Here is a 20647-nt window from a genome sequence, read left to right as displayed (position 1 = left end):
ACCCCCGCCTTCCTGTCTCAGTCTCAGAATTTCAGCGATGCGCCGATGAAGAACTCGGTCCCCAACACGTCATAGGTCGCCGAGAAGGTGTTGGCGTTCGGCCCCTGAGTAGTAACCGGCGGCTTGTTGTTGAACATGTTGTTCGCGCCGCCGAAAATCTCCATCCCCTCGCGCAGCTTGTAGTTGAACGACAGGTCGAAATAATTCTGATCGTTCAGTACCGGATAGGCAAAGCTGTCGAGGCTGGGCGCGTTCGCCGCCCCCTGACGATGCGGCACGACATAGCGGTCGGTCGTGACCTTGCCGATATAGCGATGCCGCAGGCTAAGGCTCAGATCCTCGACATTCCAGGTGATGCGCGACGTCGCCCGCCAGCGCGGCAGCGGCTGGCCGCAGGTCGGGCCATAGGCTCCGGCACATTCATTCTTGATGTTAGGCAGCGCCGCGACCGGCGTCGACGTGAACTCGTCCAGATAGGTCAGGTTGCTGCTGATATCGAACGAACTGTTGCTGCCCAGCCCCGGGAAGCCGAAACCGACGTCGAAGGAATAGCGCATCGCGAAGTCGATGCCCGACGTCTTGAGCTTGCCGGTATTGGCATTGCGAATCTGCGCCACATAGGGATCGTTGATCTCACCCGTATTGGGATTGCGCACGATCGCCCGGCAGAACTCGCTATTGGCGTCCTGAATGACGGTATAGCAGAGGTTGAGCGTGTTCTGCAGACCACCGCCCAGCGACGAGATCGCACCGTCCAGCGAGATGTTGAAATAATCGACGCTGAAATAGAGTTTGGGCGCGAAGCTGGGCGTGAACACGGCGCCGACGGTGAACGTGTCGGACTTTTCCGCACCCAGATTGACGTTGCCGCCAAAGTCTGCCGGCATGATGTTGTTGGGCTGGACCGCGTCGGTGAAGACCGCACCAGCCGGAACCCCGGTCGCGATGCAAACCGCGCGGACGGCATCGGTCCGCTGCGCCGCCGACGCGCGCGAAGAACAGGGATCCGTCGCAACACCGACGACACGGGTCACGCCACCATAAAGCTCGTTCACATTGGGTGCGCGGATCGCCCGCTGATACTGTCCGCGGAAGGCGAAATCGCGGTTCACCCGCCAGTCGAGCCCACCCAGATAGGTCCACTGGCCGCCAATGCCGGACAGGCTATAGTCGGAATAGCGGAAGCCACCATTGGCAACCAGGCTCTCCATGAACGGCGTGTCATGGATCAACGGCACGCGCAATTCGCCGAAAATCTCGTTGACCGAAACGCCGCCCTTGGTCGGCAAGCCGGGATTGAAGCCGGCGACATCGCCCGAGGCCAGGAAGGAATCAGGCGTGAAGGTTGCGTTGGTCTTGCGCCACTCATAGCCGCTGGAGAAACCCACCGGGCCGGCAGGGAGTTGGAACAGGGTGCCGGTCACGCTGGCCTGTGCAACCTGCTGAGTGGCGATAGTGGAATTGGTGGCATTGATGCGGATCGCGCTGGCGCACGCCTCTGAGATATTCTCGCCAAAAATGTTGCAGACTGGAGCGGCGCCATTGACCGACAACAGAGCCGCCTGCAGCCGGCTACGCGAAATCGCATTCTGCAGCAGCAACGTGTCTTCACTACGAGCATAGGTATAATAAGCGTCGAACTTGAGATCGGTCAGGACATTGTCCGACACGCTACCCAGATTGCCCTTCAAGCCCCAGGCGCCACGGAACACGTTGCGCCGTTCGCTGGCCAATCGCGGCCCTACTTCGCGATAACGCCGACCGGCGGTCAGAACAGCAAGACCGTCTCCCGCCGTCGTCGTGCGCGTCGCGGTGCCGCTGGTAACGGTGGTCGTTCCGGTTTCGGCCAGATCAAGCTGGCGCAACACTTCCTGCAGTTGCGGCGTCAGATAGGGATTATTGATGTTGAACAGCGTCGGCGACCCGACATTGGTCGGTGCCAGCCGAGCATTCACCACATTATTGCTATAGTGAAGCTCCATATAGCCGGTGATGTCATCGGTGAAATCATAATGGCCGAAGCTGTTGATCATCCAGCGCTTCTGCGGCTGGATCAGATAATTGTCGGGGCCAAGATTAAAATCATCCTGCGGCGTGATCTGTGGTCGGGCAACCGTGCCTTCATCATTGAAGGTGAAGCCACGCGAGGTCATCGCGGAAAGGCCGGCATTGGCATAGGCCGCATTCAGCGCCGCATTGGTGCCACCCGCTGCGGGAATACCGGAAAAGCGTCCATTGGGAATGTCGCCGCTGCCACCGGCGACGAAGCCCAGTTCACCGCCACCCGCGACGCAGCCCAGCCCGGAGGCAGGCGTGAAGGGCGTGCCCGCTCGGTCATGGCCGCCACTCCCCGACACGATGCATCCGTCGTTGAGCGAGTCATAGGCAAAGCTGCCCCGCTGCCCACGCGTAATCGACCCGCGCTTGAGATAATTGCCCGACACCACCAGATTGCCACGACCATCGGCGAAATTGCCGCCCAGCGTCAGGTCGACGGTATAGACGGGCGTACCCGTGGGGCGATCCATGTTGAGTTGAGCACGCGCTTCCACGCCTTCGAAATCGTCGCGCATGATGAAGTTGATGACGCCGGTGATGGCATCGGAGCCGTAGACGGCCGACGAACCACCCGTCACGATTTCCGTCCGCGCAATCAGGCTCGACGGGATCGTATTGAGATCTGTGACCTGCTCGGGACCGTAAATGGCATAGCGCCGACCATTGACCAGCACCAGATTGCGGGTCGATCCAAAGCCACGCAGGTTGACGTCGGCGAAGCCGCCGGGAACGGTATTTGACGTCGCGCTACCCAATTGCGAACCGACCACCTGCGGCAACTGCGCCAGCGTCTTTTCGACGTTCACATTGCCCGAGAGCTTGATGTCTTCGGAGCCCACCACGCTGACCGGGGTCGAGGCGTCGAAGCCATTGCGCGCGATACGCGAACCGGTGACGACGATGTCCGCAGTTGCGCTATCCGAGCCGTTCTGCGCCTGTTCGGCAGCCGCGACGGCCGACGTTGCAGCGGGACCTGTTGACTGTGCCAGCGCTGGCACAGTCGGGCAAAAAATAAGCGCGGCTCCCGTCAGGAAACGCACGCGCAACGATTGCATCTGCTTCATTCGATCCTCCCCTTCTTCTTGCAATGGCCAATTGGAGCCTTGAACTGCTCCGTCGCAAATTGCTTGATGCGCCTTAGTTAGCGCTATCATTCATGGCCGTGGATTATGCCTCTCAATCTCACCCGTCAAGTCAAATAGATCGGCATGATGGTAGCGCGTGACAGAAGCGGTCAGGCAGCATAGCGTCCGACCATGAATAGCAATGCGTCGTTCAACAACGGACATGAGCCGACCATTTCGGACGTTGCGGATCGCGCCGGCGTTTCGATTCGGACGGTTTCGCGCGTTCTCAACAATTCGCCACGCGTCAGCGACGATACGCGCGCGCGCATCGAACAGGCCATTTCCGCCCTGAATTTCAGGCCCAGCCTGCGCGCGCGGGCATTGGCAAAGGGCCGCTCCTTCCTGATCGGCATCGTGCATAATGATCGCAACGCCCTGGTCCTCGACACTGTGCAGCGTGGCGTCGGACGAGAAGCGACACGGCGCGGCTATGAGGTCATTTGCCATTCCACGCCGCTGGAAGAAGAAGGCGCGATAGAGGACGTACTTGCCTTTGTGCGCAGGTCTCGCATCGATGGCCTGATCGTGCTGCCGCCCGTGTCCGGCATCATCGGCTTGCCCCAAGCCTTGCAAGCCGAACAGGTTGCCACCGTGGCGCTGTCAGCCGTGCCAATCGCTGGTTATGGCAGCGTCATATTGTCTCGCGAAGGCGATGCAGCCGGCGCGGTTGCGGATTATCTGGTTGCACTCGGTCACCAGCGGATCGCGATGGTCACTGGTCCTCAAACCATGATATCCGCCATCGAACGACGTCGTGGCTTCATCGAAGCGCTCGACCGGAACGAGGTTGCCTTGCTGCACGAAATCGAGGGTGATTACAGCCTGGCCTCTGGCGTCGCAGCCGCCGAACAGCTTCTGTCCCTTTCGCCGCTGCCCACTGCCATTTTCGCCGCCAACGACATCATGGCAGCGGGCGTGCTGAAGGTTGCATCAGAACGCCGCATTTCCGTGCCACGGCCGCTTTCTGTCGTCGGATTTGACGGCAGTCTGGTTGCCGAATTGCTGACCCCAGCCCTGACCACCGTGGCGCGACCATTTGGCGAGATGGCCGAGATCGCAACCCATCAACTGATCGATCTTGTCGAAGGCAAGTCACTCCCCAACGCGACGCCGCCGCCGTTGCGTTTGATCATTGCCCAGTCGACCGAAGCGCCAACTTCCGAATCCTCCTGAGCTTCTCGCATCAAGGCTTGCAGGATCAAGGCATAGACAGCGTTAACCCTCCCCTTCCCTTTGATGAATCATGTTTTTCTGGCACACCCATCGAGGGCACAGCCCAGGCTCGGTAAAATCGCGACCATATATCGCGTGCCGAACCGACGCCGACAGTAGCAGGTGGGGACAATGAAGTGAGTGCGGGTCACGCATGAACAAGGTCAAGGAGGCGCCCGCCACGGTAGGCGCGCGCCAATATCGTGCTTTTCTAAGCTACAGCCATGCCGACGAGCGCGCGGCAGGGAAACTGCATCATTGGCTGGAAACCTATCGGATGCCCAAACGCCTGGTCGGCACACAGGCCGGCCGGACCGCGGTCCCGCGCCGGCTGACCCCGATCTTTCGCGATCGGGCCGAATTGCCGGCCGCCTCCAGTCTCGACGAACAAGTGCGCCTGGCCCTGTCCCAGTCGGAAGCCTTGCTGGTGCTATGCTCGCCGGCGGCAAAGGCCTCGCGCTGGGTCAATGCGGAAATCGCGCTGTTCCGCGAACTCCATCCCGACCGGCCGATCATCGCCGCGTTGGTCGCGGGCGATCCGGCCGACAGCTTTCCCGCCGCACTGATCGCGCGCGACGCCGATGGCATCGAGCATGAACCGATCGCCGCCGATTTTCGCGCCGACAGCGACGGACCAAAACTGGCGCGGTTTAAGATCGTCGCCGGCCTGACCGGCGTACCGCTCGACCAGATCATCCAGCGCGACGCCCAGCGTCAGTTGCGCCGTGTGATAGCCGTCACATTTGTTGCGCTTTTTCTTGTCCTATTGATGGCGGCGATGCTGGTCTTTGTCGCGCGGGCAAGGAGCGAGGCAGAAAGCCAACGCCAGCAGGCAGAGGGACTGATCGAATTCATGCTGACCGATCTGCGCGAAAAGCTGGAGGGCGTTGGCCGGCTCGACGTGCTGCAGACGGCGAACAAGCGTGCGCTCGCTTATTATGCCGACCAACCCGACCTGGAAACATTGCCGAGCGACTCGCTTGAGCGGCGCGCTCGCATCCTGCAGGCCATGGGCGAGGATGATTTCAAGCGCGGTGACACGTCCGAAGCCATCGCCCAGTTCCGCGAGGCCTATCGCGTCACTGCTACTCTGCTGGCCGCCGCGCCGAACGATCCTCAACGCCTGTTCGCCCATGCCCAGAGCGAATTCTGGCTCGGCTATGTCGATTTTATACGCGACCGGAATGATGCCGCCCTTACGCGTTTCCAATCTTATCGGACGCTTGCCGAAAGGCTGGTGCAGTTGCGCCCGGCGAACGGCGCTTACTGGCGTGAACTGGCCTATGCGCAGGGCAATATCTGCACCATCGCTCTTGCAAAGAAGAGCCCTGACAACACGCTCCAAAGCTGCAAGGGCGCGCTCGACACCATGATGCGGGTCCAGCGTCTGGCCCCCGACGATCCGGCGATCGCCGCGGACCTTGCCAATCGCCATGCCTGGATGGCGGACGCGCTGCGCCTGCAGGGAGCCGACCGTGCGGCACTGGCGCAGCGCGAGAAGCAGGACGCGATCCTGCGGTCGTTGCTGCAACGCGATCCCAAAAATGCCGGCTATCTGCAGGACGGGATGCTGGCGCGCTATTCCATGTCGAACCTGCTCTATGATCTGGGCGAAACGGATCGCGCCAGGGCGCTGCGATCCGAGGCCCGTGCCGACGTCGCTGACCTGGTGATGCGCGATCCGGCAAACAAGGACTGGCGGGTCTGGCAGAACAAGCTGGCCAAACCATTGACGAAGGGAAGCAAATAAAATGTCGACGCTGAATTATACCCAATATGGCCTGGCGCCATTGACCGAGATCGAACTGGAGGATGGCGTCGCGCCGCTGCAGTTCAATGTTACGCTGAAGGGTGAGGAGGGCTGGGTCTCGCTGCGTTACGAACAGCCCGGCGTGACCGATCATGACTATATCGCCATCACCGAGAATTCGATCGTGGAAATCAACCTGATCGGCGATCAGTTGTTCTTCTCGAAAAATTACGACGCCATCACGACCGAAGAGCCACTGTCTTCCTTTTACGGCGGCTTGATCTATGATGATTATCACGCCAATCAGGACCGCTACAAGACCGTCCGGTTCCAGGCACGCTACAACCAGGGCGGCAAATATGGCACGCGGCACGGCTTCAACATCAATATCGACCTGCTGCAAGATCCCAGTGCCACGGAACCCAAATGGATCCCGCTGTCGATCGACCCCGACATCAAGAATCCGCCGCCCAAGGAAGACTGAGCGCAGCAACGGGGTGGTGGCAACATGATCCTTCCGATCCTTGCGCAGATCCGCAGGGTCGCACGCAGTGGCGACACCGTTCGCGCCTGGACAATGTTCGGCGCGGCCGGCCTGCTGCAGTCACGCGATGCCGATGCGCTGACTCTCAAGGGCCGGCTGCTCAAGGATCAAGCCCTGCGCAGCGAAAGCGCGGAACGAAGCGCGCTGCTGGACGAGGCGCAACAGGCCTATCTCCAGGCCGCTAGCGGCTGCCGTGCGACCTATCCGCTGATCAATGCCGCTACCCTCGCCCTCCTGAACGACCAACCGGCTGACGCGGCCGAGCTCGCACGCCAGGTATTGGCGCTGCTCGACAGCGGTGATCATGTGCAGGAAACGCGCTACTGGCTGGCGGCGACAGCCGCCGAAGCCCATTTGCTGCTGGGTAACGAGGCTGCAAGCCAGACCGCCTTGATGCAGGCGATGACGGCCGCGCCGAACGCCTGGGAAGATCATGCCGCGACATTGCGGCAATTTCACGAGATATTGACCTGGCAAGGGCGCTCGACGGCAATTCTGGACCCCCTGCGTCCGCCGCCCAGCCTCTATTTCAGCGGCATCATCGGCCTACCGGAAAATGAGCGGGAAGCGCGCGAGAAGATCGAAACCGCGCTCGACCAGATTGCGCCGGGCGCCGCCTTCGGAGCGTTGGCGGCGGGCGCCGATATCCTGATCGCCGAATGCGCCCTCGCCCGTGGTATCCAGTTACATATCGTCCTGCCGACAACCCTCGACGTCTTTCGCCAGACCTCGGTCGGGCAGTTCGGCGACCGTTGGTTCACCCGATTCGACCGCCTGATCGAAATGGCTGACAGTCTGGAAGCGCCCGACGCCATCCCCACCCTGTCCAACGCGGCGATCGACAAGGGCAGCGAGATCGCCATGGGACTGGCACTGCGCCGGGCCGAAGCCTTCGCCACCCAAGCCATTGCCCTGCATGTCGGCCGCGCCTCAGATCTGCCTGCCTTTGCCTATCGGCTGTGGCAATCACGCACACTGCCCGTACACAGTATCATCCTCGAACAATCGATCCCTCCCCCTGGCGATGCGCTGCCCATAGCCGCCAACAAGGCTGTCCTGGCATCGACAACACGCCTCGCGCCAACCATGTGGGAAAGCGCCAATGGCCTGCATTTCCAGGCTTTCGACGATGTGGCGACTGCCATGCTCCAGGCCAGCCTGATCCTGAGGGACTGGCCGGACCATGGGCTGGCACTGGAATATCAAACGGTCATGCCGAACGATCCGCTTGATGGCGAGGAATGCCTGGCGCTGCTCCTGGCGCCGGCCGCACCGGCCGGCAGCATCTGCATGCCCTGGCCACAGGCTGCCGCCATGGCGCTGCAAGGCCCCGGCTATCGGTTCGAGATTGCCGGCGAAGTGATGACCCGCCAGGGCGATTGCCCGGTCGGCCATTATTATCCACCATCAGGCTAACGGCGCGCACCTAAACCACCATGTCCGCCAGCATGCGTGGCGCGTGGATCTGCATCTGACCATCTTCCCGACTGACGATGCCGCGCCGGATCAGTACGGCGATCGCGCGCGACGCGGTCTCGCGGGTCGTGTTCGCGCTCAGCGCCAGGGTGGTGACCTGCGGCGCGGGCACGATATGGTCGCGGCCATCCGCCAATGCGAGCAATTCGCTATAGACCCGCCCGGCCGCACTATAGGTGGAGCGGGTCGCCATTCGATCCAGTGCCCGGTCGAGCTGGCGCGCCAGCAGCCACGCCATGCCCGCACCGATCTGCGCATCGCCCGCCACCAACGCGGCCAGCGATTGCGCCTCCGCGCGCAACAGGCGACTCTCGACCAGCACCTCGATCTCCGCCCGGTGTGTCGTCGGCGCGGGATAGGCGCCAAAAAACTCCCCTGGTCCGTGGCGCGCCAATTGCTGGCGCTGGCCGTCGATGCCAAAGGTCTGCACCGCCACGCAACCGTCGACGATCAGCCAGCAATGGTGCGATGCCTCGCCTTGCCGGGCCAATATCTGCTTCGCACCAACCTGCTGCGGGACCAGCACGCGGCGCAGCAGGTCCGCCGCCTTCCGATCGCATCGGAAAACCGCCGCCAGCACCTCGACCTGTTCCTCGACCTGCAAATCCTCCGCTCCTCGGTGACGATGGATCGTTCCGTTACCGGCATAGCCTATGCGTTCCGGATGAACAGGAGGGCAGGATGATTCTCGGAAAATATGTGATCTGCGTCACGGCCATGCCGATGAAAATTCCCTAGGGAATCAGCGCGACCCGAAGGAGGCCCCGTTGGGGCAACCTTTTCTTGGCCCGGAGCTTCATATGGCTTCGGGCCTTTTTCGTAAAATCCAACCGCTTTGGCTGGCGCGTAGGCTCATTACTTATTGCACCAGATGCGAACACAGATGAGCTTGATGGCGGCGAGGAAGTTGGCTGGGTCTTTATCGTAGCGTGTCGCGATACCTCGGAACTGTTTGACGCGATTGAAGAATCGTTCGACGAGATTTCGTTGTTTGTAGAGCCATGGCGAGAAAGCGAAGCGCTGCTTGCGGTTGGATCGATTGGGAATGTTCGCCCAGACGTCCCTTGCCGCAGCAGCTTCGCGGATGGCGTTGCTGTCATATCCCTCTATCGCCCAGCAGGGTTGCGCCCTTGGGAATGGTCTCAATCAGGGCCTCGACTTCACAGGCATCATGAACCTGCCCGCCGGTCAGCCTCAGGCTGACAGGGCGTCCTTCAGCATCGACAAGAGCGTGGAGTTTACTGGTGAGGCACCTCGGGGACGTCCCATGCCACGATCGCAGCCCCCCCCTTTTTGCCCGTCGCACCATTCTGGTGGACGCGCATGCAGGTGGGATCAAACACCTAGAGCCTCATCCGTAAGGAAGAGGTTAATGGCTTAGAAAGCACCCCGAGCGCTGTCGCTGCCGGCGGTGGCGCGGTCGGCCAGGGCGATCTGGACCGGCTGGTCGAGGCTGGGCTTGTCGGCATAGATGAAGCCGTTGGCCGGGTTGGAGCGCAGGCCGACATCACCGATCGGGCCATACCATACGCGCACGTCGGTCCAGTCATTGTTGGCCGACACGTCGATGGCGCGGACATTGCGCTCGACACCGCCACGATAGGACCAGTTGGCGTGGGTCAGCAGCACTTCGCGATCATTGACGATCTTGCTGACCATGGCGACATGGCCGACCGGCATCGAACGGCTGGACGCGAAGGACAGGACGGCGCCGACGCGGGGTTCATGGCCACGGTCGTAGCGACCGGCAGCCTGGTTCCACCAGGTGTTGGCATTGCCGAAAATCTCGATGCCCGAAACTTCACGGGCGAAGGGGGCGCATTGCAGGACACCGGCGGTGGCAGGAACGGCGGAGAAGGCACCGAGCGCAAGCATGGCGGCTGCGAACAGCGCGCGAAAACCACCGATCATTCCTTGCGACCCCCGACTTGTAGGTAGGTATAATCCCCGATGACCTCCTTAGGGCAGACCCCGTTCGTCTTGAAAACCGCCGAGCGATGAGTCGTTGCTGCGATGCGTCATGCTGCGGAACGAAAAACATGCCCGGCCGTTACATGGAGCCGGGTTGCACCATTCAACTCGTTGAAAAGACTATCTTCCGTGCCGGTCATCCAGACCTGGCCGCCGGTTTCGCGCAATCGGTCGAACAGCGCAGCTCGTCGCGACGGGTCGAGATGCGCCGCCACTTCGTCGAGCAGAAGCACTGGCGGCTGGCCGCGATCGGCCGACACCAGAGCCGCATGCGCCAGCAGGATCGAGAGCAGCAGCGCCTTCTGCTCACCGGTCGAACAGAGCGCCGCCGCCTGATTCTTGGCGATGTGGACAACATCCAGATCATGACGATGCGGCCCCGACAGGGTGCGGCCGGCCGCAGCATCGCGTCGCCGCGCGCGGGCCAGCCGCTGGCCGAGCGGCTCGTCACTGGCGCCATCCTCCCGCGCGATTCGGATGAGGGGCCGGGCGAAAGGCTCGTCTGACTGGTCGATCAGTTGCGCGTTGAGGCGCGCGACCAGATCGGCGCGGGCGGCGGCGAGCGCCGTGCCATGCTCGTCCATCTGCGCCTCCAGCGCGCCGATCCAGGTCGGGTCTGCTCGGCGCAGATCAGTCAGCAGCCGGTTGCGCGCCCGCATTGCCGCTTCATAGCGGGCGCTGTGCGCGGCATGGCCGGGATGGAGCGCCAGGGTGAGGCGATCAAGGAAGCGACGACGACCGCCGGGGCTGTCGAGGAACAAGCGGTCCATCGCCGGGGTCAGCCAGACGATCGCGAGATGATCGGCCAGCGCATTGGCGGACGAGGCGACACCGCCGATCCGCACCTGCCGCCGGTCGGGCGCATCCGCGCTGACGCCGGTGCCCAGCACCACGCCATCCACCTCCGCCGCAATGCCGAAGCTGCCGCCACCATCTTGCCGCGCCATCGCCCGCAGCGCCGCGCCGCGCAGCCCTCGGCCAGGCGCCAGCATCGATACGGCTTCCAATATGTTGGTCTTGCCCGCGCCATTGTCGCCGGTCAGCAGGACGAACGGCTGGTCGGGCACGATCAGCGCGTCCGCATGGTTGCGGAAATCACTCAGGGTGAGGCGGCCGATCATCGCGCCGCTGTAGCGAGGACGGCGCGCCGGGGGAAGCGGTTCAGACGGCCGGAGTGCAGCGCTTGCGCACGATCGCCGTGCCGTCATTGGTGATGGTAAGCTGTTGCCCATCGGCCGAGGGACGCAGCATCAGGGTCCGGGTCCAGCTTTCCCCCTCACCCGTGAAATTGGCGACGACCGCCAGCCGCCCCTCCCCCTCGCGCGTGACACGCTGCACCGTGCCGACGCTTTCGTGGAAGATCAGGCTGGCCGCCGTCAGTTCCAGCGCCTGGGCCGCCGCCCGGTCGCCACAGCGCTCATTGGTGCCGGTCCAGCGCCCCTGCAGCGCGATCGGGATCGCATTGGCGTGGAGCGCCTCCCCCTTGGCCACGGGCAGGTCGGGTGCGGGCTCGACCGGGGTGATGGCATTGGCGCCGGGTGGCGCGTCGCGCGTGCTGGGCAGCGCCTGGTCCAATATGTTGGTGACCATGGCGGACTGATTCTGTTCCTTGCTGCCGCACCCGGCGAGCAGCAGCAGCGGAAGGGCGAGGAGGAAATGGTTACGCATGCGATGCCAACCCGGCAGGCCGCATCGAGTTCCCCCTATCACCCGCGTGACCGGCCATCGCGGCCATGCTATCACCGCCGCGACAATCGAGGAGGGATGCCATGCCGGTCCTGGGAATGGGCGGACTTTTCTTTCGCGCACGTGATCCGCAGGCGCTGTCGGCCTGGTATCGCACCCATCTGGGCGTCGGCGGCGGATGCAGCGCCGATCCCAATATTCCGGCGGTCAACGAATATGTCTGGCAGACGCTGGGCGGCCCGATGGTCTTTTCGCCGTTCAAGCAGGACAGCGACTATTTCGCCGCCGACAAGAGCTTCATGATCAATCTGCGCGTGTCCGATCTCGACGGGCTGCTGGCGGACTTGCGCGCGGCGGACGTTGAGGCCATCACCAAGCCCGAATGGGATCATCCCGATGTCGGGCGCTTTGCCCGGATCCATGATCCCGAGGGCAATGCCATCGAATTGTGGGAACCGCCCGCCCCCGCCGCCTGACCGACCCATGGGAGCTAGATTATGAAGAGCGCGAAGATCATCCTGGCCCTGGCGGCCGCAGCCCTGGGCACGCAGGGCAGCATGGCGGCCCTGGCGGTCGGCGCCAAGGCGCCGGAATTCACCACCCGCGGCGCGCTGGCCGGCAAGACCTTCACCGTCACTTTGTCGCACCAGTTGAAGCGCGGGCCGGTGGTCCTCTATTTCTTCCCCAAGGCCTTCACGCCGGGCTGTTCGGCCGAGGCACGTGAGTTCGCCGAGAATATCGACAAGTTCAAGGCGGCGGGCGCCACCGTGATCGGCATGTCGGCCGATCCGGTCGATGATCTGGTCGCCTTCTCCACCAAGGAATGCGCCGGCAAGTTCGCGGTCGCCTCGGCCGGGCCGAACATCGTGTCGGGCTATGATGTCGCGCTCAAGATGCGGCCGGGCATGACCGACCGCACCTCCTATGTGATCGCGCCCAGCGGCCGCATCGCCTTCGTCCATAGCGAGATGAGCTATGCCGGCCATGTGAAGAGCACGCTCGCCGCGGTCGAGGCGATGAAGCAGAAATAAACCCGGCGAGCGAAGGGGTGATGCGATCACCCCTTCACAAATTTGCCGAACCAGTCGATCGTTTCGCTCCAGGCGGCCTTTGCCGCCGCCGCATTATAGCTCGGCCGATAATCGGCCATGAAGCCATGGTCGGCGCCGGCATGAACGGTGATGGCATCGGGCGGCGACTTGCCCGCCGCCTTGAGCGCGGCGCGCATCGCCTCGACATCGGCCTGGGGGATGCCCTTGTCGAGTTCGCCATATTGGCCGAGCACCGGCGCCTTGAGTTTGGCCACCTCCTCGATCGCCGACAGGGTCTGGAGGTCGTTCTTCTGGGTCACGAGCCGACCGTAGAAGGCGACGCCAGCGTCGAGCGCGGCGCTGTGCGCGGCATAGAGCCAGACCACCCGGCCACCCCAGCAGAAGCCGGTGATGCCGCGCCGCGTCGCGTCGCCGCCATGGGCGCCGGCAAAGGCATAGGTGGCATCGATGTCGGACAATACCTGCTTGTCGGGCGCATTGCTGACGATCTCGGCTACCAACTGCTTGAAGTCGCTGACCTTGGTCGCGTCGCCATGGCGGGCGAACAGGTCCGGCGCGACGGCATGATAGCCGGCCTTTGCGAAGCGCCGGCACATGTCGCGCACCCATTCATGGACGCCGAAAATCTCATGCACGACAACGATCACCGGCGCCTTCTTCTTGCCCGCCGGCCGGGCAACGAAGCCGGGCATGGCGAAACCGTCGCTGGTCGGGATCGACACGGCTTCCTCCACCAACCCGTCGGCCGGGGTCTGGATGGTGCTGGCCGCGACCGGCTGACAGGCGGCGGCGAAACCGGCGGCAAAGGCACCGCCGGCCAGGATATGACGCCGACTGAGCCCGGTCGAGGCGATCCAGTTGCGATCCTCCGCCAGCCGCTCGACGGGGGACGGCACATCATCGCGATCGGTGGTCATCGGCGCTCTCCTGCTATGGACGCGCGCAGACTAGCCCAAGGCCACGGTCGCGCAAGCAACTGCATCAGGAGAAGGAACTGCACGGACAGGTCGGACACAATCCATCGCATGTCGAAAGAGACTGCATCGGACACGAGACCATTACTGATTGGAGTATTTATCCCAGCTATCGAGGATAAATCGGCGATTGCCGATACATACCACATTTCAAGGTGGTGACCCCTACGGGCACTCAGCAATCGCGGCAAGGTATTGATTTAACGTCGAAACTTACTCTCGACGGCTTAGTTATACCATCACATGTGCCAACTGTCCATCGGGATTGTATGGGCTTGAAAGGCACTGTCTGATCTATGGCCTCCGGCAAACCCGGTGCGGTTCAGTCGGCTACGTTTCGGCAGGCGCTGAGTACACGCGGCCTTTGCTGGGCTGTCGGCATCCCCAGGCACCAGAAGGTCTATCCGGCCGACGTGCAGCTGATCTTCCCGGTCGCAGGGCGCGGTCGCCCTCGGGTGCGGCATGTGCCAGACGTCAAATCCATGGCCGCGCACGCGATGCTCGAAGGCGCGAAATGGCGGCAGGTCAGTTGGCGCAAGGGGACCAAGGGACAGCTGACAGCCCGTTTTGCGGCCATGCGCGTGCGCATTGCCGATGGTGCGCCTCAGCGGATCGGCTCTGCCGGGGCCCAGCACATGCCGGGCGAGGAAGCCTGGCTGGTGGGTGAGCATCGCTCGAATGGCGAGCGAAAATACTATCTCTCCAATCTACCGGGCGACATCCCAATCAAAGCTCTCGCCGGCGCGATCAAGGCGCGCTGGATCTGTGAACAAGCGCATCAGCAACTCAAGGAAGAACTGGGGTTGGATCACTTCGAAGGACGTTCCTGGACCGGACTTCACCGCCATGCTTTGATGTCGATGATGGCATACGCCTTCCTGCAATCCCGAAGGCTCGCTCAGGCGGGGCGGAAAAAAAAGAGTCCTCGGTCCACCTCCCCAACCTACATTGCCAGCAGTGCGCCAGGCCATCATTGAGCGCCTGTCTCGCTCACCACCAGACTATTGTCCTCATTGTGGATGTAGTCTTACCAAACGTCTCAATAAAATTCTGCCAAAGTAGTGCTAGATCAGCAGGGCCGTGTGAAACCAACAGATACTGCATGTCGATTTATCTTAACGAGACCGATACGCCTTCACATATAGAACACCATGCGATGTTCCAAAAAGAACAAGTGCCAAAATAAATAATACCACATCAAAATCAGGGTTGTATTTTGCGATGACGATACAAAATCCCGAGGCAATTGTTAAAATTATTCTAGGAAATATCGTTCCTAGATACGTGAAATCAATATCTTTACCTGCAAACTGACGTCGCCAGTTCCCAACCTTCCAGAAAGCGGCAAGATCAAAAATGATCACAAGGCAAATGACTGCTACGGTTTCCAAGATCATAGTTTTGCCTTCAATTAGTAGTATTGGCTACGCAAATACCCTCGGCGGCGGTCCCCGCAGCTTTGCCTCCAAATGCACCAGAAACACTTCCCACATATCCCGCTTGGCGGGTCTGGCTGGCACTCAAATCGCCGAATATTCTGCCGCTTGCCAACGCACTGCCGACACCACGTTCCACCGCTTTACCGATACCCCATCCGCCAACAGCACCCACAAAGTTGACAGTCGCCCGGCTATTATTGCCAGCTAGGAAACTGGCTACCGAAGCGCCGAAACTCGCTAAAGTGGAAGCACCACCTAGTCCGAGAGCAGCCGTCTCAGCAATGGCAAAGCCTGCGCCCGTTGGAGCCAGTGCCAGACCAATGCCAGCGGCGGTGAAAGCACCTGCCCCCGTCACATCTGCAAATATTTCCAGCCTACTTGCAACGCCATTCCAATATCCTTTCCCGCCCTCGCACGGGTTCTGCGGCGCCGTCACAACTAGCTTGAATTCCAGTTGCTCTCCTTGGCGAGAAAACTCTTCTAATAATCTTTCTAGTTCTCGAAGATCAATGGCCATTTCACAGCCTGGAATAGAGCAAGCTTTTGACCCGGTTACGACAATTAGTGCATCATCCAGCCCCAAAGGGTCTATCGAGTTGATTGGATCATTCCGAACATAGGCGTAGAGATTCATGCCCGCTTGATAACCGATGGGATCGGCCTGCATAAAACGTCCCAATCGGGAATTATAAAACCGGGCTTTATAATAATATAGGCCGAGCTCGGGTACCCAAGCCTGCCCTGTGAACTGGAATCGTCCGCCATTACTCGATTGCGGGCCGCCCCAAGGATCGTAAGCATTGATGCTATCGGCAGCCCCGCTACTATTGCTGACGGCAATGACGCTACCACGTTCATCGGCATGGAGCCAATACCGGGTACTCGTGCCTGAACCCTCGTACCAGACTAGCGCCTCATCATTGTTCGGACCATGCACATAGCGGCGGAGCACATTGCCCGATCCATCATATTCAGCAACAAGGTTCATGCCATCGTAAAGGAGCCGCCTCGTCGCCGCACCACTCACCTGATAGAGCCTGGCCATGGGATCGTAGGTTAGCGCTGTGACTATCCCCACCCGCGTCGCACTTTTCAGAAGATTCTCCGAACTGTATGTGTAGCTCGCCCCATCTAGTCCCGTCAGATTCCCTCGACCGTCATAGGTAGGAGTAGTTACTCCTGCGGTCAGATACTGATTGAGACCGTTCACCGTATATGAGCGATTGGTGTTATACTGCTGCCGCATTGCATAGGCATCGTTTGACGAGGAGCGGGACACAATCTGGCTTCCAGCGCTGTATACAAAGCCCAATGTCTGATCGGATGCCGTGGAAGCAAGATTTTGTGCAAGCGAGGTCAGCCGCGAAATCGCATCGGGCGTGTAACTGGTGCTGGCGCCATTCCCCCGAGCCAACCCTATCCGATTGCCGAGATTATCGTAGCTGAACGTTGCCAGCACACCAGGCCCCGACCCCGCGCCATTTTCGCGCACCGCCGTCATCTCGCCCGTTACAAGATAATCGTAGGTTGTGTAATAGCTGCCCGGCAAGTCCAGCCGTGCTCGGCGCCCGGCGATGTCCCACGTGGAAGTGATTGTCCCCAGCGGCCCCGCTTGCGTCAGATTGCGATCAAGCGCGTCGTAAGTGAACGAAAGTGCATTGCCGGTTTGGCTGGCCGATATCTGACGGCCGAGAAGGTCATATCCATAAGTCACATCCGGCTCACTGCCGGGCAGGTTCTTCAATGTGATCCGATTGAGATTGTCATAGCTAAAGCCGATAGACTGACCATCGCGCAGACGCAACGCGACTACATTGCCGTTGGCGTCGTAGGTGGGCTGAACATAATCGGTATTCGAACTGGTGCCGGCTATGGTCAGAGAGGGGTAGCGCGTCTTCGAAAGACGGTCGATGCCGTCGTATTCGTACGTTGTTCTATTTCCCTTTGCATCCGTGACAGTCGCCAACTGACCGTTGTCAGTATAGGTGCCTGTCACGTCGTCTCTCTGGAAAGTTGTAGGGAAGCCGTTGGCTACCGTAACGCCATAAGCGCTCTGCTGGACATGGATGCGGCCCAGGGCATCATATGTGGTCCGGGAAATTCGATCCGGCCCTTGGCTACCTGTTGTAGCCAGTGTGCAGTCGGAAGATGGCAGCGATGCCCAGGTTGCACTGTTCATCCGCAACGCCTCGCACTCCAGGCGGCCAAGACTGTCATAGCTATATTGAATCACCTGATAGGTGTCCGGCGGCGTCGGAGGGGTCGAGGCGGTCAACACATCCTTGATCTTGCGCGCCGTGGCCGCATCGAAGATCGAGGTCAGTTGTCGATAGCTCGCGAAACTCAGCCAATCTGCATCAGACTGACTATTGACCGTGCCCACTTCAGTGATCGTAATTTGACTGTCAGCGTTGTAGGTGAACCGCTTCGCGCGATACTTAAGCCCGCCCCCTCCATCAGGGTCCGGCCCAACTGCTCCTATTACTCGACGCAGCGGATCGTAACGGATCCGAGTCGTATCCGCAATGCCGGAAAGGGGGCCATCGACTGTGACCTGATTACCGAAATCGTCATACGTGTAGGCTGTTGTCGCTGTTAGTGCGCCATCCCCGGATCCCTGTGCTGCCGATGTGAGCAGCACGTTGTTCGTCCCATAGGACATAACTGACCTACTTTCGTCGGCCGTATTGTTGCAACTTACCATGGTCTGGCAGGAAGAAACCTTCGTCAGACGTGTTACCGGTGTAGCGAAGTTAACCAGCGCTCCACCGCTATCCTTATATTTGCCATAATAAGTTGAAGTGTAAGTGTAGCGGGTCTCCGGGCAGATCACGCCTGCCGCAGGGCAATTGACAGAGCCGCTTGGTGGCGGGCGCGTAACCTTAGTTACGCCCCCATGAACATTATCATATTCATATTGCGTGATTTTCTGGTTGGCATCTTTTGTGGAAAGTGGCTTGTTGCAACGGGCCGCGCCGACACCGACGGCACAGTGCCACTCTTCATCAACTTGCCCTGCAGGATAGGTTGCCTCTGTGACGATAGCTGAAAGGCTGCTGCCCGGCTTGGGCGTCAGCGTCGTCCTGGTGAGGTTACCGCGTGGATCATAATCGAACTCGGAAATATTGCCCTCGGGCGCAGTAACCTTTTTTAGAAGACGAGTAATCGGATCATATTCGTATTTGGTTTCCTTGCCCAACTCGTCCGTGTCCGATGTCACCTGCATATTGGCTATATCGATCTTGATCACCCTATTGCCGGGGGAGGCATCGATCAGCGTCGTTGTCCGGATGCCGGAGGCATCGGAATAGGTGTAGTTGGTCGTCACCCCCTCGTTGGTGACTGAATTCACATAACCGCTTCCATTGTAGCCGATGGTGATATTGTTAATGCTCGCTCCGGGGCGCTTGATCCCCGTCAGTCGTCCATCGGCATATGAGTAGGCCGTCACATATCCGAGTGAGTCAGTCACTGACGATACTCGACTGCCGGCGTACCCAATCATAAGGAAAGGCCATGTTTTCGAGTACGAGCAGCTATCAGAATATGGATCGCAATAATCCACTGCGGCGTTTGATGCTGTAACTTTGACAAGCTTGAACCATGATTCGGTAACCGTCACATTCGAAGGCGTAGTGTTAGAAGAAAATTCGAGCTTCAGCATATAGCCATTATTGCTTATGATCGATTGTGGCCGAGTTATAAGCGTGTAACTACAAGAGCCCGTTGGCGATATACATACCGAATCGGTCCGATAATTATATGTCCAAATCTCTCCGTTCGGATATTTGACAGATTTTATCGAGTATCCATAACCATACATACCGTGTAACGCTACCAATTCATATATTACTTGTATTCCATCTTTATTAGTTAGAATATAATTATTTCCGGAAGCTACTAGGGTAGATCCCGTCTTTTGGACGGAAACATAATTTGGATACTCAGAAGAAAAAGTTTCCGTGCTTTCTCCTAAACTGACAACCATATAATTGCCGTCGACAACGATACTGCCTCCGATATTATCACGAAAATAACCATTCGCCGTTACTGTGCGAGCGAAGGCAATGCCACCGGCTCCCGATCCGCCAATAGAAACGCTATGCCTGCGCGAAACGAGAGTGCCGCGTGAAAGGTCCACACCATTCTGATCGATGGCTTCTCGAATTGGCGCCGAAGGTGGAGGAGCATATCCTTGAGCATGCGCCAGCCCCTGCAGTTCAACCAGCGCAATAGCAAAAAGAACAATTAGGAAGAATATTCTTCTCACCACAGCCACCCTGTTCACGCTAAAATATTTGCCGAAATTACATTTAATCATCTTTGATCGGAATTACCGACAATCCATTAAGTGGGACGACCACCACCTTATCAACGGAGCCCGTGACCTGATAGGTCATCCGATTGTCCGTCGCATCGTAAGCCACATTCATCTGAACGCCGCTATTGACCGTCCCAATGGTGCTGGCCTGCACCAGCCGTCCCAGCGCGTCGTAGGCGTAGGTTGTGGTGCTGGCCGCATGAGCAGCGCTCAAGCCAAGGCCAAGAGGAAGCGTCGCCGCCGCCAGCACTAGAACACCGCGAACGCCCATTGTCGCGGACCCAGTCCAAGATCCGATCGCTTTACAACGCTCGTCATTCGCCATGCCAGCCACCCCTAATTTTGAGAATTGCATAAAATATGCAAAATAAACCTAGCGATTCAGCGTTATAACATTTTTAGACTTGTAGAAGAACATCTTGTAAATGCACATGCAACCTGAATTATCATTTGAATTAAAAATTCACTTCCGCATAACTCCTTCGACATTGGACAACATATTTTTCGATAGCGCTGTGATCATGAATCTATATCAAATGGCTCGCTTCTCTCTGCGCTGTGGCGTTGAGCTCACCCGCATCAGCGAGCGATCAGACTGGCCCAATCAATTGGTTTGGCCTCGATAACACCCAGCCCCTACGCATTCACGCTACGGGAGTCCGCACAGCAAAGCCGGCCTGCGCGATGGACGATGCGTGGGTAATCATTGGCCCGATCGCGGGGCGGGCAAAGGCAATGCCGGCGGGTGTTTTGAGCGCCTGTGGAACCGGCAGGACGATTCAGGCGACCGGCACGGGCACATGCGATGCCACTGCACCGACGCAAGAGAAGATGCTCTTCATCATCCGTAAGCGGTGGCCTCAGCCCACGGCGATCCAGGGCATGAGTTCATGAACGCGATTGGCGGGATGGCCGTTGGCGAGCGCAGTGAGGGTCTGGGTCATACCAACCTGCGCATTGTCTGACTCACGGAGGATTCCCAAGGCGGTGAAAATCTGAATCAATGGGGCCGCGACTTTGGAGTGTGGCACCATGGG

At 59.8% G+C, this 20647-nt stretch carries 15 protein-coding genes and 2 pseudogenes; 7 read left to right on the top strand and 10 right to left on the bottom strand.

Annotated features, from left to right (window positions below; all coding sequences use genetic code 11):
• Positions 1–23 precede the first annotated feature (23 nt).
• Complete coding sequence (locus tag GGQ90_RS10665; RefSeq protein WP_223178210.1) at positions 24–3122, bottom strand: TonB-dependent receptor domain-containing protein; 3099 nt, start codon at positions 3120–3122, stop codon at positions 24–26.
• A gap of 192 nt (positions 3123–3314) precedes the next feature.
• On the opposite strand from GGQ90_RS10665, the gene GGQ90_RS10660 reads away from it, so the two are divergent.
• The 4 genes from GGQ90_RS10660 (at position 3315) to GGQ90_RS10645 (ending at position 8107) form a co-directional block, all read left to right on the top strand.
• Complete coding sequence (locus GGQ90_RS10660; RefSeq protein WP_188082147.1) at positions 3315–4358, top strand: LacI family DNA-binding transcriptional regulator; 1044 nt, start codon at positions 3315–3317, stop codon at positions 4356–4358.
• A 193-nt stretch (positions 4359–4551) separates the two neighbouring features.
• Positions 4552–6147, top strand: coding sequence for a toll/interleukin-1 receptor domain-containing protein (locus GGQ90_RS10655; RefSeq protein ID WP_188082146.1), 1596 nt, complete (start codon positions 4552–4554; stop codon positions 6145–6147).
• Position 6148: 1 nt separating this feature from the next.
• Entirely contained in the window at positions 6149–6631 is a 483-nt protein-coding gene (locus GGQ90_RS10650; RefSeq protein WP_188082145.1) for a nucleotide synthetase, read from the top strand.
• A gap of 24 nt (positions 6632–6655) precedes the next feature.
• Positions 6656–8107, top strand: coding sequence for a TRAFs-binding domain-containing protein (locus GGQ90_RS10645; protein WP_188082144.1), 1452 nt, complete (start codon positions 6656–6658; stop codon positions 8105–8107).
• A 10-nt stretch (positions 8108–8117) separates the two neighbouring features.
• Here GGQ90_RS10645 and GGQ90_RS10640 read toward each other — a convergent pair whose 3' ends face one another.
• From GGQ90_RS10640 to GGQ90_RS10615, 5 genes and pseudogenes are all read right to left on the bottom strand, one after another.
• Positions 8118–8771 carry a Crp/Fnr family transcriptional regulator gene (locus GGQ90_RS10640; RefSeq protein ID WP_188082143.1) on the bottom strand — a complete coding sequence of 218 codons (654 nt, stop codon included), beginning with the start codon at positions 8769–8771 and terminating at the stop codon, positions 8118–8120.
• A gap of 251 nt (positions 8772–9022) precedes the next feature.
• Positions 9023–9510 (bottom strand): annotated as a pseudogene (locus tag GGQ90_RS29290) (IS5 family transposase); the annotation flags it as partial.
• A gap of 34 nt (positions 9511–9544) precedes the next feature.
• A complete protein-coding gene (locus GGQ90_RS10625) occupies positions 9545–10078 on the bottom strand; it encodes a CHAP domain-containing protein (RefSeq protein ID WP_188082140.1) in 534 nt (177 codons plus the stop codon).
• A 107-nt stretch (positions 10079–10185) separates the two neighbouring features.
• Positions 10186–11259, bottom strand: a complete 1074-nt coding sequence (recF, locus tag GGQ90_RS10620) for a DNA replication/repair protein RecF (RefSeq protein WP_188082139.1) — start codon at positions 11257–11259, stop codon at positions 10186–10188.
• 40 nt (positions 11260–11299) lie between these two features.
• Positions 11300–11806, bottom strand: coding sequence for a hypothetical protein (locus tag GGQ90_RS10615; RefSeq protein ID WP_188082138.1), 507 nt, complete (start codon positions 11804–11806; stop codon positions 11300–11302).
• A gap of 101 nt (positions 11807–11907) precedes the next feature.
• On the opposite strand from GGQ90_RS10615, the gene GGQ90_RS10610 reads away from it, so the two are divergent.
• Positions 11908–12300 carry a VOC family protein gene (locus GGQ90_RS10610; protein ID WP_188082137.1) on the top strand — a complete coding sequence of 131 codons (393 nt, stop codon included), beginning with the start codon at positions 11908–11910 and terminating at the stop codon, positions 12298–12300.
• Between the two features lie 21 nt (positions 12301–12321).
• On the top strand, positions 12322–12855 hold the full coding sequence (locus GGQ90_RS10605) for a peroxiredoxin (RefSeq protein ID WP_004209859.1): 534 nt from the start codon (positions 12322–12324) through the stop codon (positions 12853–12855).
• Positions 12856–12881: 26 nt separating this feature from the next.
• On the opposite strand, the gene GGQ90_RS10600 is transcribed toward GGQ90_RS10605, so the two are convergent.
• The gene (locus GGQ90_RS10600; protein WP_188082136.1) at positions 12882–13793 is read right to left on the bottom strand and encodes a dienelactone hydrolase family protein; all 912 of its coding nucleotides are present in this window, start codon (positions 13791–13793) and stop codon (positions 12882–12884) included.
• 383 nt (positions 13794–14176) lie between these two features.
• On the opposite strand from GGQ90_RS10600, the pseudogene GGQ90_RS10595 reads away from it, so the two are divergent.
• Positions 14177–14827: pseudogene (locus tag GGQ90_RS10595) on the top strand (IS701 family transposase); the annotation flags it as partial.
• Positions 14828–14965: 138 nt separating this feature from the next.
• Here the strand turns inward: GGQ90_RS10595 and GGQ90_RS10590 are convergent.
• From GGQ90_RS10590 to GGQ90_RS10580, 3 genes are read right to left on the bottom strand one after another with little or no spacing between them, the layout of a single operon-like run.
• A complete protein-coding gene (locus GGQ90_RS10590) occupies positions 14966–15247 on the bottom strand; it encodes a hypothetical protein (protein ID WP_188082135.1) in 282 nt (93 codons plus the stop codon).
• A 10-nt stretch (positions 15248–15257) separates the two neighbouring features.
• Entirely contained in the window at positions 15258–19610 is a 4353-nt protein-coding gene (locus GGQ90_RS10585; RefSeq protein ID WP_223178209.1) for an RHS repeat-associated core domain-containing protein, read from the bottom strand.
• Positions 19603–19935, bottom strand: coding sequence for a hypothetical protein (locus tag GGQ90_RS10580; RefSeq protein ID WP_188082133.1), 333 nt, complete (start codon positions 19933–19935; stop codon positions 19603–19605). The genes GGQ90_RS10585 and GGQ90_RS10580 overlap by 8 nt, the downstream gene beginning before the upstream one ends.
• Positions 19936–20647: the final 712 nt, after the last annotated feature.

The organism is Sphingobium scionense (assembly GCF_014197035.1).
GTDB lineage: Bacteria > Pseudomonadota > Alphaproteobacteria > Sphingomonadales > Sphingomonadaceae > Sphingobium > Sphingobium scionense.
This window is presented reverse-complemented; position numbering and strand designations above follow the sequence as displayed.

Coding starts and splice junctions, on each gene's coding strand:
- GGQ90_RS10590 (WP_188082135.1), bottom strand. CDS start 15,247: ATGATCTTGGAAACCGTAGCAGTCATTTGCCTTGTGATCATTTTTGAT.
- GGQ90_RS10660 (WP_188082147.1), top strand. CDS start 3,315: ATGAATAGCAATGCGTCGTTCAACAACGGACATGAGCCGACCATTTCG.
- recF (WP_188082139.1), bottom strand. CDS start 11,259: ATGATCGGCCGCCTCACCCTGAGTGATTTCCGCAACCATGCGGACGCG.
- GGQ90_RS10665 (WP_223178210.1), bottom strand. CDS start 3,122: ATGAAGCAGATGCAATCGTTGCGCGTGCGTTTCCTGACGGGAGCCGCG.
- GGQ90_RS10585 (WP_223178209.1), bottom strand. CDS start 19,610: ATGATTAAATGTAATTTCGGCAAATATTTTAGCGTGAACAGGGTGGCT.
- GGQ90_RS10645 (WP_188082144.1), top strand. CDS start 6,656: ATGATCCTTCCGATCCTTGCGCAGATCCGCAGGGTCGCACGCAGTGGC.
- GGQ90_RS10580 (WP_188082133.1), bottom strand. CDS start 19,935: ATGGCGAATGACGAGCGTTGTAAAGCGATCGGATCTTGGACTGGGTCC.
- GGQ90_RS10625 (WP_188082140.1), bottom strand. CDS start 10,078: ATGATCGGTGGTTTTCGCGCGCTGTTCGCAGCCGCCATGCTTGCGCTC.
- GGQ90_RS10615 (WP_188082138.1), bottom strand. CDS start 11,806: ATGCGTAACCATTTCCTCCTCGCCCTTCCGCTGCTGCTGCTCGCCGGG.
- GGQ90_RS10605 (WP_004209859.1), top strand. CDS start 12,322: ATGAAGAGCGCGAAGATCATCCTGGCCCTGGCGGCCGCAGCCCTGGGC.
- GGQ90_RS10610 (WP_188082137.1), top strand. CDS start 11,908: ATGCCGGTCCTGGGAATGGGCGGACTTTTCTTTCGCGCACGTGATCCG.
- GGQ90_RS10655 (WP_188082146.1), top strand. CDS start 4,552: ATGAACAAGGTCAAGGAGGCGCCCGCCACGGTAGGCGCGCGCCAATAT.
- GGQ90_RS10650 (WP_188082145.1), top strand. CDS start 6,149: ATGTCGACGCTGAATTATACCCAATATGGCCTGGCGCCATTGACCGAG.
- GGQ90_RS10600 (WP_188082136.1), bottom strand. CDS start 13,793: ATGACCACCGATCGCGATGATGTGCCGTCCCCCGTCGAGCGGCTGGCG.